Origin of the sequence: Campylobacter concisus, from assembly GCF_003048675.2 — a bacterium.
Taxonomy (GTDB): domain Bacteria; phylum Campylobacterota; class Campylobacteria; order Campylobacterales; family Campylobacteraceae; genus Campylobacter_A; species Campylobacter_A concisus_F.
Genome location: NZ_CP060707.1, coordinates 1,661,422 through 1,676,544 on the forward strand (window position 1 = coordinate 1,661,422; position 15,123 = coordinate 1,676,544).

The window sequence follows — 15,123 nt, forward strand, 5'->3', positions numbered from 1 at the left end:
ACTACTCCTCGTTTGAAAGTCTTATTAGTGCGTTTGTTAAAATTTTTGTTGCGGCTACTGCGTCTTTGAAATTTATCGCCTCTGCAATGTTGTGGCTAATACCATCCACGCAAGGGATAAAGAGCATGCCAACGCTACTTGCAAGCTTTGTTAAATTCATCGCATCATGTCCAGCCCCACTTGGCAAAGTAAGCGTTTTTATGCCAAGCTTTTTGGCTTCATCTTCAAGTAAATTTATGGCGTGTTTGCTTAGTTTTACTGGCTCGTCGCTACTTAGCTCTCTTATCTCGTAGCTAAATTTAAGCTCATGGCTTAGCTCACCCACAAAATTTCTAAGCTCTAAATTTAACTCCTCTAAGCTAGCCTTGTCTATATCTCTTAGATCAACGCCTAGCCTTGCCTCACCTGGCACGACGTTTAAAACGCCTGGTTTTGCATGCGCGTAGCCAACGGTTGCGACAGCTGTTTTTTTGTTTTTGGCAAATTTATTGGCTGCGATTATGATGTGTGAAGCGGCAAGCAGGGCGTCACTACGCATATTCATAGGAGTTGCGCCGCTGTGATCAGCCTTGCCCTGTATTGTGATCTCAAATCTAATTGGCGCTGCGATCCCACTTACCACACCAACGCTTATACCGCTTCGCTCTAAAACTGGACCTTGCTCTATGTGAAGCTCTAAGTATGCGTGTAGGGAGTTTTCTTTTAGGATGGCTTCATCTAAATTTTGTGGTTTAAACCCAGCCGCACTCATCGCCTCAAAAAGCGAGATGCCATCTTCATCTTTTAGCTCATGAAGTCTTTGCTGGCTTAGTTTGCCGCTTATTATCTTGCTGCCGATAGTCGCTGTCTTAAAACGGCTTGACTCCTCGCAGCTAAAATTTATGAGCCAAAGCGGGCGTTTTAGCTTGATGCCAGCCTCTTTTATCGCAGTTAGTGCCTCAAGACCAGCCATAACGCCAAGTGTGCCGTCATAAAAGCCGCCATTTGGCACGCTATCTATGTGAGAGCCCACGCAAACTGGCTTCGCGTCCGCTTCGCAGCCCTCATCATAGATGGCATAGATGTTGCCGACATTGTCAATTTTAAGTTTAAAGCCATTTTTTTCTATCAAATTTATAAGAAATTCTCTTGCTTCAAGGTCCTCTTTGCTAAAGGCTAGCCTTGTTAGCCCACCACCTTTTAGCGCTCCAAACTCGCTTATAGCGTTAAAATTTCTCTCAAATCTTTTAGCGTCTATCATCATAAATCCTTAAAATATAAAGCCAATCTTAAAAAGATTTATTACTTTAAGCATTTTACATTTTGTTTTATGATTTGAAGCTGAAAAAGTGTGAGTTTTTAAATTTTATAAAGCTGAGTCTTGAGATCTTTGATGATAAATAGCAGTTTTTCTAAAATTTCTATCTTATTTGGGTTGTCAGAGCCTTTTAAAATTTGCTGTTCGTTCTCGTAAAATGCGATTTGCATATTTAAAATAGCCTTTTGCAAAGTGGTTGCATCGATGATCTCATGGATATTTTCGTCCATTAAAATTTCTCTAACCATCTGCTCATCGTTCACGTCGTATCTATAAAGGATGGCGTTTAGATACTCAGGATGCTTTATGAAGTATCTAGCTCCAAGTTTTGAGAGTATCTCATCTCTGTAGTTTGGGTTATTTAGCATGGTTTTAAAAAGTGCAAACTCAAGCGGGTCTTTGTTCATCACAGCTGGCACCTCATCCACCATGACAGAGTTGCTAAATTCATCTTTATCTTTTTTTCTAAATTCTCTTTTAAATTTAGCTTCATTTTTTGGCTTCTGCTTTAGTCCAAACCTATCTGCCACGCTTTGTGGAGTGAGGTTAAATCTTGCCGCAACCTCTGTCACATACGAGCTTGCTATCTCCTCTCCAAGCTCGTCCATATAGGCTTTTATCTCACTAAGGCAGTTATCTCTTTGCACTGAGCGGGTTATATCATACTTTTGCATGATCTTTTCTATATAAAATTTCACCGCGTCCTCGCCTGAGCCAAAGAGCTCACTAAGCTCCTTTATCTTGCCTGCAAAGACCATATCAGCAGGATCTGCGCCATTACTTATGATGACTACTTTTGTATCTATCTTATTTATGCTTAGCAGGTGAGCCGACTTTATGGCTGCATTTATGCCAGCGCCATCGCCGTCAAAGCAAAGCACTACGCTTATCTCGCCCCTTTTTAAAAGCGGTAAGTGGCTTGTTGTAAGTGCTGTGCCAAGCACAGCAACAGCGTTTGTAAAGCCAGCGTAGTGAAGCATAATGACGTCAAGGTAGCCCTCAGTGATTATTATCTGATTTTTCTCAAAGATGCTTTGCCTAGCTAGGTGGTAGCCATAGAGTAGCTTTGACTTGTCAAAGACCGCACTTTGAGGAGAATTTACATATTTTGCAGGGTGGTCTGAGATCGTTCTGCCGCCAAAGCCAACTAGCCTTGTAGTGTGCGAGTAGATAGGAAATGTTATGCGCTCTATGAAACTAGCGTAAATTCCCTTCTCATTTTGCTTTACTATGCCAACTTCAAGCGCCTCTTTTGGCTCTATGTTTTCATTTTGTAAAAGCCTAATGGTACTTTTACTATCCCCAGCCCAGCCAAGCTCAAATTTCTCGATCATAGCGTCATTTATGCCGCGCGACTTGATATATCTCACAGCCGCTTCATTTTTGTAAAACTCACTTCTATAAAAGGCATTTACCTTTTCTAAAATGTGCTTATTTTCTTTTTGCGTTGGCACCTTGTCATTTGTGTATTCAAGGCTAAAATTTGAAATTTGAGCGATCTTTTCTATCGCCTCTGGGTAGGTTAGCTTTTCATAATCCATCACAAATTTAACCGCATCTCCGCCAGCTTTGCAGGCAAAGCAGTGATACATCTGTTTGTTTTGATTTATGCTCATGCTTGGGTTTTTGTCGTCGTGAAACGGACAGACACACTTGTAGCTTGAGCCCATCTTTTTAACTGGGATATACTGCTCGATGATATTAACAATGTCTATTTGGTTTTTTAATTTTTCAATGGATTTTGGATCTATCATAAGCAAAATTATACAACTGCTTTGTTATAATTAAAGTAAAATTTTATTACAAAGTATAAGCGTGGATATTTTTTTCATTGGACACAGAGATCCGATATTTAGCCTTATTATTCTATTTAGTATCATCTTGATGATCGCCGCTTTAAGCTATGCTTGGGGCATATTTTCTAGCAAAGATGAGAAAAAACGCATCGAGAAATTTATCAAGAAATTTGACAGCAAAGATGGCATAAGCGACGAGCACAAGCAGATGCTAAAAAGCCCAGAAGTAGATATACCAAGCCTTAGCATGCTAGGTCAGACCTTCGCTAAAAATGGCGACTTTGAAAAATCGATCGGCGTCTATCTCATCGCACTTGAAAAGGTAAAAGATAAAAACGAGAAAGAATTTATCCTAAACGAGCTTGGAGAGGTCTATTTTAAGGCTGGATTTTTAAAAAAAGCTAGTGAAATCTTTGAAAAAGCGCTTGAGCTAAGCCCTAGAAACGTCCTCGCACTGCGCTTTTTAACGATGATAGATGAGAAGCTTAAAAACTATAAAGAAGCGCTTTATGCACTAAATTCTCTTGAAGAGCTAGGGACAAATGTAAAAGATCAAAAGGCCTATATAAAGGCGATTAGCACGCTTGATGATAGAAATTTAAGCTTTAGCGAAAAGGTAGAAATTCTCTCGCACCTTAGTCAAAATTTTGAGCTTTTAAAGCGCATGATCTTAGCCCTTTTCATAAGACACAATGAAAATTTAGAAAATTTAAAAGATTTTGCCAAATTTGAAGATGTGCTAGACCTGCTTTACAACCTAAAAACGCCTATAAATTTAGACGATGCAAAATACAAATCACTCTTTTACGCAAAGGGCGATATAGAAGGTCCATGTGAAATTTACGGCTTTGAGCTAAATGTCATAAAAAGGCTAAAGGACGCTAAATTTGACGCAGCTGGGCTAAGCTTTAACTACGTTTGCAAAAACTGCAAAAACTCATTTCCTATGCACTTTTACCGCTGTCCAGTCTGTCACGAGCTAGGAAGTGTCAAAATTTTATCCCACATCACAGAAAAAGCAAGTGAAGATAGTAACACTTTTTAGTGACGGCTCATGCCTTGGAAACCCTGGAGCTGGCGGCTGGGCTTATATATTGAGATTTAACGAAGCGCAGAAAAAAGAAAGTGGCGGCGAGGCATATACGACAAATAACCAAATGGAGCTAAAAGCTGCGATAATGGGGCTAAAAGCGCTAAAAGAGCCCTGCGAGGTAAGGCTCTTTACCGATAGCTCATACGTGGCAAATAGCATAAATGAGTGGCTTGCAAACTGGCAAAAGAGAAATTTCAAAAATGTAAAAAATGTCGAGCTTTGGCAGGAGTATTTAGAGATTTCAAAGCCGCATAAAGTCGTGGCTAGCTGGGTCAAGGGGCATGCTGGACACCCTGAAAACGAGGAGTGCGACCAGATGGCAAGAGACGAGGCATTAAAAATAAAAGATGAGAATAAGATATGAAAAATTTAGAAGAATTTGAACGTAGTCTTGGGTATAAATTTAAACAAACTGAGCTTTTAGAAGAGGCGCTAACGCACAAGAGCACCAAGCAGGCGTTAAATAACGAAAGGCTCGAGTTTTTGGGCGATGCGGTGATGGATCTGCTCGTGGCTGAGTATCTTTTTAAGAAATTTAGCAAGATCGCAGAGGGCGACATGAGCAAACTTCGTGCCGCTCTTGTAAATGAAAAAAGCTTTGCAAATATGGCTAGACGGCTAAAAATGGGCGAGTTTTTAAGGCTTAGCCAAGCTGAGGAAAACAACGGCGGCAGAGAGAAAGATAGCATTTTAAGCGACGCATTTGAAGCGGTGATGGGGGCTATCTACCTTGAGGCTGGACTTGATAAAGTGCGAGAAATTTCTATTAGCCTGCTTGAGCTTTGCTATCCGCAGATCGACTTTGCGCACCTTGAAAAGGACTACAAAACAGCCCTTCAAGAGGTCACTCAAGCAACCCTTGGTGTCATACCAACATACGAGCTCATCGGCTCTTTTGGCCCTGATCACAAGAAAGAATTTGAGATAGCCCTGCTGCTAAATGGCAAGGAAATTTCACGAGCCGTTGGAAGCTCCAAAAAGCAAGCCCAGCAGCTCGCAGCAAAGATAGCGTTAGAAAAAATCAAAAAATAGGATAAATTTTGAATACATTTGGCAAAAAACTAACCTTAACTAGCTTTGGCGAGAGCCATGGGGTGGCCATTGGTGGCGTGATAGACGGCCTACCTGCTGGGCTAAAGATCGATGTAGACTTCATCCAAAGCGAGCTTGACAGACGTCGCCCTGGACAAAGTAGCTTCACAACGGCAAGAGATGAGGCTGATAAGATAGAAATTTTTAGCGGCGTTTTTGATGGTATGAGCACTGGCGCACCGATAGGTTTTGCCATTTTTAACAACAACCAAAAGTCAAATGACTATGAAAATTTACGTGAGATTTTCCGCCCTGGGCATGCTGACCTTACCTATTTTAAAAAATATGGCATCAGAGATCATAGAGGTGGCGGGCGCGCGAGTGCCAGAGAGACAGCAGTAAGGGTTGCTGGTGGGGCATTTGCGCAGCTACTTTTAAATGAGCTTAAGATAGAAGTTTTAAGCGGTGTGCTTGGCATCGGCAAGGTCATCAGCGAAAAGGTTGATTTTGTTTTTGCGCAAAATTCGCAAATTTACGCCCTTGGCAACGAAGAGGCGATGAAAGAGGCGGTTAGCAAGGCTAGAAGCGAGCACGATAGCGTGGGAGCTGTGGTTTTAAGCGTGGCTAGAGGCGTGCCAGCTGGTCTTGGCGAGCCACTTTACGATAGGCTTGATAGTGCTTTGGCGGCGGTCTTAATGGGCATAAACGGAGTAAAAGCCGTAGAGATCGGCGCTGGCGTAAATGTGAGCTCTATGCTTGGCTCAGCAAACAACGACGAGATGGACGAGCTTGGCTTTTTAAGCAACAACGCTGGGGGCATACTTGGTGGCATAAGCAGTGGGGCTGAGATCGTGCTAAAGAGCCATTTTAAGCCAACACCTTCGATATTTAAAGAGCAAAAAACGCTAAATTTGTCTGGCGAGGCGGTGGATTTTGAACTAAGAGGCAGGCATGATCCTTGCATAGGCATACGTGGCAGTGTCGTCGCAACCGCGATGATAAGGCTGGTTCTTGCTGACATGCTCCTACTAAATACAACTACAAAGCTTGCAAATATAAAGAAAATTTACGGATAAATTTATTTACTAAATTTCAGTCAAGCATCGAGTTGAAAACAAGTCAAATTTAGCCTCCAAACAAGGGCTGAATTTAGAAATTTACAGCGACCAGCTTCATCTCGCCTTTATATTTTTATAAATTTGCTAATACCCTGCGTCCGCACTTGCTTGAGCGATGCTAGTGTGCCTTTGTTGCGAGTTAGGACATTGACGCAGCCCTGCTTGCAAAGGCTCTTCTTACATAGCACTTCAGGGTCGTAACATGCACCTTCGCAGATGGCGATGACGTGCTTTGGGATGATGAGTGGCAAGCGTGCCAACTAAAATTTCACCCCTGTCGTTAAACATTCTCACCACGTTGCCAGTTGCTATGCCTTCATTTACATTTATAAGCATCGGCTACCTAGCACGCATCTTGGCGTAGTTTCTGATTATTGAGCTATTTAGCTGTGAGCGGAGGCGGTATCTTTGGTGCTGGGTCTTTGTACCCAAATTTAGCCTTTTTCTAAAAGATTTTTATTAAAATTTTAAGCCATTTCAAACAAAATTTTACAAACTAACTTTTACCAAATTTCATCTATAATCCCATTATGAAAAACCAAAATTTGCAAGAGAAAATTTACGCCGTTATCGACCTAAAGTCCTTTTACGCCTCGGTTGAGTGCGTAGAGCGCGGTCTTGATCCATTTAAGGCTGATCTTGTCGTAACTGACGCTAGTCGTGGCAGTGGCGGCATCTGCTTAGCTGTTAGCCCTGCGCTTCGTGCAAAAGGGGTTAAAAACCGCTGCAGGCTCTTTGAGATCCCAAGAGATATCAAATTTATCGCTGCACCTCCTAGGATGCAGTTTTACATCGACTACGCCGCAAGGATTTATGAAATTTATCTAAAATATGTTTCCAAAGAGGACATCTACGTCTATTCGATCGATGAGTGCTTTATCGACCTCACTTCTTACTTGAAATTTTACGCTCTTGGCGCAAAAGAGATGGCAAAGATGATGATGGATGAGATCTTAAAAACGACTGGAGTTACGGCGACTTGTGGCATGGGGACAAATTTATACCTCGCAAAGATCGCCCTTGATATACTAGCAAAGCACCAAGATGACGGCATCGCGTATCTTGACGAAGAGCTTTACAAAAAGCAGCTCTGGACTCACCAGCCACTAAGTGACTTTTGGCGTATCGGTAAGCAAACTAGGCTAAAGCTCGAAAAATGCGGCATCTTTTGCATGAAAGATATCGCAAATGCACCAAAAAGCCTGCTCGAAAAAATTTTTGGCGTCGATGCTTACATCACGATCGATCACGCAAACGGCATAGAGCCAACGACGATAGCCGAGATAAAGGCGTATAAACCAAGCACGAAGTCCTACTTTAGCTCGGAAATTTTGCCCAGAGACTACGAGCGCTGCGAGGCGGTGATCGTGCTAAAAGAGATGGCTGACAGGCTCGCACTTAGGATGATAAACAAAGATGTAAGGGCGAGCGGGCTAACGATAAATGTGAGATTTGCCGATAAGCTTGAGCCGCAGCAACGTGCAAGCGTGCGGTTTAAAACGCCAACAAATATCTCAAGCGTACTGATGAGTTCGGCTGAGGAGCTGCTTTTAAACAAGATAAAAAATGCTGGGCTAATCAGGCAAATAGGCATATCGGCAAACGATGTGGTAAAAGAAAATTTGGCAGAATTTAGCTTATTTGAAGATGACGCTAAGGAAAAGGCGGTGCTAAAGTCGCTAAATTTGATAAAAGAGAAATTTGGTAAAAACTCGATCCTACGCGCGATCGACCTGCTGCCAGAAGCGACTGGGCAAGATAGAAACAAAAAGATCGGAGGGCACAAAAGTGGTGAGTAAAGATAGGGCGAAAATTTTTAGCTCGTTTAATCCTCTCTCAACATTAGAGCGAGCCTTACGACAAAAAGAGCGAGAAAAATGCGAAAAACTAGAGCTTGATGAGAGCAAAGTCGATGAAATTTTAAAAACAGTAAGCGAGATAAAGATAGCTGATGAGGTGCGTGTAAGCTACCACGACGGCTTTACTTACATAAAAACTAGTGGCCTAGTCTCAGATGTAAATTTCAAAGATAAAATCCTCATGGTCGTAAAAACTAAGATCAAATTTGAGGATATAAATGAGGTGGAGATAGTTAGAAGATGGGCGATTGCTCGCCCGTTGAATTAGTTTTACGTTATCTAAAGCCTTTTTATATGGCTCTAGTTATATCTTTGAGATTTTAACTGATTCAAATAGTAGCATCCCCATTCATATCCGCTATCGCAAACTTTTTCAAATAGTTTTGTTGCTTCTGAAACGCTTTTTATACCACATGTTCCATGTTTATATGCGATCCCTAATTTAACGCAACCTGCCATATTGCCTCCATTGCAGGCTTTTTCATATAGGCGCATAGCCTCTATAGGATCTTTTTTTATCACTTTGCCATGTTCAAATTCATCTGCTAAAACGACGCATCCACTCATTTCACCTTTTTCGCAAGCTTTCTTAAAAAGATCTATCGCTTTTTTGATATCCTTTTCTACACCCTTGCCATACATATAAGCAAAACCAACATCAACACAGCCACTCATATTTCCACCATCACAAGCTTTTTGATATAGCTCATCTGCCTTTTTATAGTCTTTTTGTGCATTTTTATCACTATAATAGTTCATCCCCAAAACAATACAAGCCCCTAAAACCCCATATTGGCATTTTGCTTCATTTTTTTCTAGTGGCGACATCTCGGTAAGTTTGTCTGCTTTTATTTTTATATTGATTTGTTCATTATTTGATAGGGTGACATTTTGCTCCCCACATATTTTATGTGTTGTACTTTTTCCGTCTGGAAAGCATACTTTTATTTCATGCTTGCCATTTTCGGCTAAAATGGACGCTGGCTCTTTTAAAGATGTCACTCCTCTTTTTTCGTTATCTACATAGATAGTGCCACCATCTTTTAAGTTCATAAAAAGCAATTTTTTTGTGTAGCCATCTACTAGTATTGTAGCTTTTGCATATAAGAAATTTAAAGAAAAAGCGACAAAAACTACTATTTTAAAAAGATCTTTCATAACTAGTTCCATGTTTGAAATTTATTTACTAAGCGAAAAATAATATAAGAATTATTCTTACTGAATACTTAAATTGTATAAATATATGTTTTATTTTTATCTCTCTTTATAGATCACTTGATAACACAAATTTTAAACTCTATTGTAAATACATACGCACTCTCTCTTTTTGTTAGTAAATTTTATGATTTTAGTGAAAATGACCATGCTCGACTTAAAAAGGTATTCGATAAAAAAGAGATAAGCAGACTGAAAAATTTATGGATGAAGTTAGTAGGGTTTGTGGTAAAGAGGAAGGTCTAATGGTAGATAAAGAGCTCTGGCAAGCTTTATAAGATATAAATTTACTCATGGGAGAGCTTCCCATGAGTTTTTAGTAGCTAAAATATTTATTAAGTATATCTAGTGCTTTCTTGTCGCCCAGTTTATAGTATGCTTTATTTAGCGCGTCTTGTGCCTCTTGTTTTGCATTGGTATAATTGCCATATTTGCATAATATTTCGCCTAAATTTGTGCATCCCCTAGCATAGTTGTAGTCATAACAAGATTTTTTGAAGTAAGAGTATGCGTTTTGCATATTTTTTTCAAAGCCAGCGCCATCTCTATAATTTACGCCAAGATAGTTACAACCTCTACCACTAATTATATTTTCAAAGTAGGTATTTTAAACTAGTAAATAATAGTCATCAAGCCCCTTTAATGCCTCTTTTTTAGCCTTTAAGGACACTCCTTTTGCATATGTATCAGTCGCGAGGTCTGTGCTATGCCCCAAAAGAACGGAAGTAAGATCTGCTAGAGAATTTTCCAAACAATAGTCTTTAATGGCTTTTGTAAAATTGCCACACAGTCTGTGAAAACTAACATTTGCACTTGGGATAGATTTATGGATATGTCTATTTAGGCGCTTTCCAAAATAATCACTACTATCTTTTTCTTTCTTGATTTGCTCTAGCCACTTCAAATCAGCCAAATGCTCAATATTCTTATGTAGCTGAATTTGCCTATATTTGCTAACGCCTCCTTTTTGTTTAGCGGTCTTAACATTTATAAATTTTATGCCATCTTCTTCGCCTACACTTTTGCTATCAAGTTGCCAAATCTCATTAAGCCTTAGCCCAGTATGAAGAGCAAACATCATATAGTTTCGTAGATCAAGCCTTTTTGTAGCAAAAACTATTTTTAATTCATCTAGGCTAAAGTTGTCTTTTGGCGACTTCTCATCAGCTGAAATTTTAAAAGATGTAAGCATTTTAAGATTGGTCGTAAGCTTGCCCATCTTTATGGCATAGTCAAAGAGCCTTTTTGAGTAAGATGTGTAGTTGTTGATGGTCTTTTTATTGAGATTTTTGCTTGCTAGAGTTGTTTGAAAGTTTTCGGCATCGCCGTAGCTAAACTCTTTACCTTGATGATCTTTAAAAAACTCATCCAAAAGCTTGCCAGTCTTAACATAATAGCCCTTGGTTTTATCGCCAGATTTTAACTTTAAACACTCTGTTTGCACATATCTTTTAGCTACTGCTTCAAAAGATAGCGTCGTGGTTTCTTTTGGACTTAAAGATGTATCCAATAATGTTTTGAGCTCGTTTTCAAGCTTTTCTTCTGGTGCTACTAGATTATAAAATTAGCTATTACCTCTTGTGAGAGCTCTTTATATTCGCTAACATCTAAAAATATGCCATTTTGTTTAATGCACCGCTCATTTTGCCTTTTAATGTTTATTAAGGCTCTTAGACTTTTAGAGTTCGCATGTGTCGTGGTCATCTTTTTAGCAAGAGCTTCGTTGACTGCGGCTTTTATAGAATTTGCCAGTCTTACTGCCTCATCTGGATCTTTTGTGAAAAGGCAAAATTTAACAGTTAGCTTTTTACCATTTTTAAGAGCAGTATCAAAAAAGTAGAAATTTGGTCTGTTTGCTATCTTAGTAATTAGCTTAGAACTCATGATAGAGCCTGTCTATTTTCTGTAACAAAAGTGCAAATTTTCTGTAACAAAGCTGATTTGTCTGAAATTTAGGACAAAAATATCTGCTAATAAATGCAGTTAAAACGCCGAAATTTAGGGAAGTTGAAAAGAAAAATATTGTGTTGGTGGCGGACAGAGAGGGATTTGAACCCTCGAGCCCCGATTAAGAGCTGCACCCTTAGCAGGGGTGTGGTTTCAGCCGCTCACCCATCTGTCCAAGTATTAGAAAAGTGGATTATATTTAAACACTCCTGATAGAGTGCTTAAAGTTCAGTCAAAATGTATTTTTAGTAAATTTAAATGATTTATAGGTGCAAAAAGCACCTATAAATTTACGCTTTTAGTTTTAGTCTGTCGCCAGCGTAGTAAGCGATCTTCCAAACAGTAGTTTGTTTTAGGTCTTTTTCGCCATAACCTCTTGCAGTAACTCTGTCATTGTAGATTTTTTCGATCATATCTGACTCGCCAACTAATAAAGCCTTTGTAGAGCACATCGCAGCACAAACTGGCACTTTGCCCTCAGAAATTCTATCTTGTCCATATACTTCGCGCTCTTCTTCGCTATTAGTTGGTAGCGGACCGCCTGCACACATGGTACATTTATCCATTACACCTCTTGCGCCGAACGCACCATCTTTAGGGAATTGCGGTGCGCCAAATGGGCAAGCATACAAGCAGTATCCACAGCCTATGCAGATATCTTTATCGTGAAGCACTATGCCATCAGCTCTGATGTAGAAACAATCAACTGGGCAAACAAGCGAACAAGGTGCATCTTCGCAGTGCATACATGCGATTGATGTTGAAATTTCTTTACCAGGCATACCTTCATTTAGTGTGACGACGCGGCGTCTTCTAACGCCGATAGGCAACTCATGAGCTTCATCACATGCTACTGCGCAACCGTTGCAATCAATGCATCTATCTGTGTCACAGTAAAATTTAAGTCTATTGTTATCGTTAAATGCGCTCATATTATGCCCTTTCTATGCGGCAAAGACCGCCTTTTGTTTCTGGAATTTGAGTGACTATGTCATATCCGTAGTTTGTTACGGTATTTGCGCTCTCGCCAACTGCAAATGGCAAAGTTCCTTCTGGGAAATTTCCAGTCATATCAACACCTTGCATATATCCAGCCCAGTGGAATGGCAAGAAGATCATATTAGGCTTGACCGATGGCACGATCCTTGCGCGAACCTTGATCTTAGTGCCCTCAGGTGAATGAACCCAAACAAAATCCCAATTTTTAATGCCATGTTTGGCTGCTAGCTCTGGGTGGATGTCGGCAAACATCTCAGGTGTAATGCGCGATAGATACTTGCTAGCACGCGTCTCCATACCAGCACCACTGAAATTTACGAGACGAGCTGTAATAAGGTTGATAGGGAATTCTTTTGAGAAGTCCTTACTTTGTTGCAAGCTTTCAAATTTAGTATCAACGCGGTATTGTTTTGCTTTATCTTTAAAGCTTGGATACTTCTTGGCTAGATCTGGTCTTGGTGAGTGGATCGGCTCTCTGTGTTGAGGGATCTGATCAGCAAATGTCCAAACGATAGTTCTAGCACGTGCATTGCCATATGGAGCGATGTTTTTCTCCAAACATTTTGTTGCTATGATATTACTATCATCAGTTGACCAGCTAGCTCCGATCCTTGCTTTTTCATCATCAGTTAGTGTGATGCCTAAAATTTTCTCAATATTGTCTTTTTTGATCTCAGGATATCCGCCATTTATAGATGAACCAACTGGCGCTGAGCCCTCAGCTGCTAGCTGGCTAACACCGTTGTGCTCTAAACCAAAGCGGTTTCTAAAGCCCATTCCGCCTTCGCGAACTGATTTATGTGTATCATAAAGTATTGGGCTACCTGGGTGATTTTCTGTCCAGCATGGCCATGGAAGTCCGTAGTATTCGCCTTCAACAGGAGTGCCAGGCTTGCCAAGAGATGTTACTTCATCAAATTTATCCCAGTTCTCTTGGTGGCGTTTCAAGCGCTCAGGTGTCCAGCCAGTCATACCGATAGTTTTTATAATATTTGCTATCTCGTGAGTAGCAGCTTCTGGCCATTCTATCTTGCCGTCAGCATCCCTTATAGTGCGAGTTAGCTCGTCATAGAAGCCTATACGTTTAGCTAGTTCAAATAACAATTCATGATCAGGTATGCTCTCATAAAGTGGTTTGCATACTTGGCTTCTCCATTGACCACTTCTGTTTGTAGCTACGACTGTGCCGCTAGTTTCATACTGAGTTGAAGCAGGGATGATATATACATTATCTTTTTTATTTGTTATAACGGCAGCGTCATTTACAAACGGATCTACACAAACAAGTAACTCAAGTGCATCAAGACCTTCTTGAACCTTTGCTTGTTGTGCAGTAGATGTGATACCATTTCCTATAACTACAAGAGCTTTTAGGCTATCTCCTGCATTATCGATCGCATCATTGCCATCTTTACCATTTAGCGTACCAGCCCACCAGCGTGCAAGTGAAAATCCTGGCTTAAACATCCACTCAGGCTTGATAAAATTCTTTTGCAACCACTCGAAATCAACCTTCCACATTTTTGCAAAATATTTCCAGCTTCCTTCATTTTTAGGATAATAACCAGGTAGGTTATCTGGTAAATTTGCCATATCAGTTGCACCTTGAACGTTATCGTGGCCTCTTAAGATGTTACATCCGCCGCCACTTACGCCCATGTTGCCAAGCACTAGTTGCAAGATCGGAGCTATACGAGTGTTTGAGCTACCTATTGTGTGCTGAGTTAGACCCATCGCCCAAACGACTGAGCCAGGGCGGTTTTTGGCATAGACTTCTGTGATCTCTTTAAGAGTTGCAGCTGGGACTCCAGTCACATCTTCAACGACTTCAGGTGTCCATTTTGCAGCCTCTTCGCGAATCAGATCCATACCATAAACACGGTCATCAATAAATTTCTTATCCTCCCAGCCATTTTCGAAGATGAGATTCATCATGCCATATACAAAAGGTATATCCGTTCCTGGGCGAATTTGTGCGAAATAATCAGCCTTTGCCGCCGTTCTTGTATATCTTGGATCGATTACTATTAGCTTAGCGCCCTTTTCTTTTGCTTTTAAAAAGTGTCTAAAACCAACTGGGTGATTTACCGCTGGGTTTGATCCGATTATAAAAATAGACTTTGCGTTTTGGATATCTCCAAGGTGATTTGTCATAGCTCCATAACCCCAAGTATTCGCCACACCGGCGACTGTAGAGCTGTGTCAAAGACGCGCTTGATGATCTAGGTTGTTCGTCCCAAACATCGCAACGAATTTGCTTATATAATAGCTTTGCTCGTTGCAGTCTTTTGCTGATCCTAAAAACATTACTTGCTCTGGATTTTTCTCGCGGTAAGCTTTTAGTTTTGCACCGATCTCGTCAAGTGCTTGCGTCATAGAGATGCGTTGCCACTTACCACCAACTTTTTTCATCGGATATTTTACACGGCAGTGTGAGCGCACCATATCGATAACGTCTGCTCCTTTACAGCAGTGACCACCAGCACTTACTGGGTGATCTTGTGCTACTTCTTGACGCACCCAAACTCCATTTTCTACCTCAGCTAACACTCCACATCCTACAGAGCAAACTGAACAAACAGTTTTTACTATTTTTGAGTCTGGAAATGGGTTTGCCATCTCTTGAGCTGTTGCTTCTCTTGTGACATTGCTTGCTGCAAAGCCGGCCGCTCCACTAGCACCCGCTAATGCAGCCATTTTTAAAAACGATCTACGGCCAATGTTGTTTGGCGTAGCGTTTAATATAGCTTCAGACATTTTCATCCTT

At 40.6% G+C, this 15,123-nt stretch carries 14 protein-coding genes and 1 tRNA gene; 6 read left to right on the forward strand and 9 right to left on the reverse strand.

The window, feature by feature from the left end:
• Position 1: 1 nt before the first annotated feature.
• Positions 2–1,240 carry a M20 family metallo-hydrolase gene (locus CVT00_RS08300; RefSeq protein ID WP_107914758.1) on the reverse strand — a complete coding sequence of 413 codons (1,239 nt, stop codon included), beginning with the start codon at positions 1,238–1,240 and terminating at the stop codon, positions 2–4.
• Between the two features lie 98 nt (positions 1,241–1,338).
• Entirely contained in the window at positions 1,339–3,051 is a 1,713-nt protein-coding gene (gene dnaG / locus CVT00_RS08305; protein ID WP_196376903.1) for a DNA primase, read from the reverse strand.
• A gap of 61 nt (positions 3,052–3,112) precedes the next feature.
• Between dnaG and CVT00_RS08310 the strand changes: the two genes are divergently transcribed.
• Genes CVT00_RS08310 through aroC form a run of 4 tightly spaced genes read left to right on the forward strand, consistent with a single transcriptional unit; the run spans position 3,113 to position 6,294 of the window.
• A complete protein-coding gene (locus tag CVT00_RS08310; RefSeq protein WP_107914762.1) occupies positions 3,113–4,138 on the forward strand; it encodes a tetratricopeptide repeat protein in 1,026 nt (341 codons plus the stop codon).
• The gene (gene rnhA / locus CVT00_RS08315) at positions 4,116–4,550 is read left to right on the forward strand and encodes a ribonuclease HI (protein WP_107914764.1); all 435 of its coding nucleotides are present in this window, start codon (positions 4,116–4,118) and stop codon (positions 4,548–4,550) included. Before CVT00_RS08310 ends, rnhA begins: the two co-directional genes overlap by 23 nt.
• Positions 4,547–5,218 (forward strand): ribonuclease III, encoded by a 672-nt coding sequence (gene rnc, locus CVT00_RS08320; protein WP_107914766.1) that lies wholly within the window; start codon positions 4,547–4,549, stop codon positions 5,216–5,218. The genes rnhA and rnc overlap by 4 nt, the downstream gene beginning before the upstream one ends.
• Positions 5,219–5,226: 8 nt before the next feature.
• Complete coding sequence (aroC, locus tag CVT00_RS08325) at positions 5,227–6,294, forward strand: chorismate synthase (protein ID WP_107914769.1); 1,068 nt, start codon at positions 5,227–5,229, stop codon at positions 6,292–6,294.
• A gap of 107 nt (positions 6,295–6,401) precedes the next feature.
• Here the strand turns inward: aroC and CVT00_RS10300 are convergent, their stop codons facing one another.
• A complete protein-coding gene (locus CVT00_RS10300; RefSeq protein WP_230853743.1) occupies positions 6,402–6,596 on the reverse strand; it encodes a hypothetical protein in 195 nt (64 codons plus the stop codon).
• Between the two features lie 270 nt (positions 6,597–6,866).
• On the opposite strand from CVT00_RS10300, the gene CVT00_RS08335 reads away from it, so the two are divergent.
• Together CVT00_RS08335 and CVT00_RS08340 are read left to right on the forward strand one after the other, a co-directional pair.
• Positions 6,867–8,135 carry a DNA repair protein gene (locus CVT00_RS08335; protein WP_107914771.1) on the forward strand — a complete coding sequence of 423 codons (1,269 nt, stop codon included), beginning with the start codon at positions 6,867–6,869 and terminating at the stop codon, positions 8,133–8,135.
• Positions 8,128–8,463 (forward strand): YolD-like family protein, encoded by a 336-nt coding sequence (locus tag CVT00_RS08340; RefSeq protein ID WP_103559038.1) that lies wholly within the window; start codon positions 8,128–8,130, stop codon positions 8,461–8,463. Before CVT00_RS08335 ends, CVT00_RS08340 begins: the two co-directional genes overlap by 8 nt.
• A 32-nt stretch (positions 8,464–8,495) precedes the next feature.
• On the opposite strand, the gene CVT00_RS08345 is transcribed toward CVT00_RS08340, so the two are convergent.
• From CVT00_RS08345 to CVT00_RS08365, 6 genes are all read right to left on the reverse strand, one after another.
• Entirely contained in the window at positions 8,496–9,353 is an 858-nt protein-coding gene (locus CVT00_RS08345; RefSeq protein ID WP_159071270.1) for a tetratricopeptide repeat protein, read from the reverse strand.
• A 664-nt stretch (positions 9,354–10,017) separates the two neighbouring features.
• Positions 10,018–10,920, reverse strand: a complete 903-nt coding sequence (locus tag CVT00_RS08350) for a tyrosine-type recombinase/integrase (RefSeq protein WP_230853744.1) — start codon at positions 10,918–10,920, stop codon at positions 10,018–10,020.
• Between the two features lie 41 nt (positions 10,921–10,961).
• Positions 10,962–11,294 carry a hypothetical protein gene (locus CVT00_RS10305; RefSeq protein ID WP_230853745.1) on the reverse strand — a complete coding sequence of 111 codons (333 nt, stop codon included), beginning with the start codon at positions 11,292–11,294 and terminating at the stop codon, positions 10,962–10,964.
• 147 nt (positions 11,295–11,441) lie between these two features.
• Positions 11,442–11,532: transfer RNA gene (locus tag CVT00_RS08355), tRNA-Ser, on the reverse strand.
• A 115-nt stretch (positions 11,533–11,647) separates the two neighbouring features.
• A complete protein-coding gene (gene fdh3B, locus CVT00_RS08360) occupies positions 11,648–12,289 on the reverse strand; it encodes a formate dehydrogenase FDH3 subunit beta (protein ID WP_107914773.1) in 642 nt (213 codons plus the stop codon).
• Between the two features lies 1 nt (position 12,290).
• Positions 12,291–15,113 carry a formate dehydrogenase subunit alpha gene (locus CVT00_RS08365; RefSeq protein ID WP_107914775.1) on the reverse strand — a complete coding sequence of 941 codons (2,823 nt, stop codon included), beginning with the start codon at positions 15,111–15,113 and terminating at the stop codon, positions 12,291–12,293.
• Positions 15,114–15,123 lie beyond the last annotated feature (10 nt).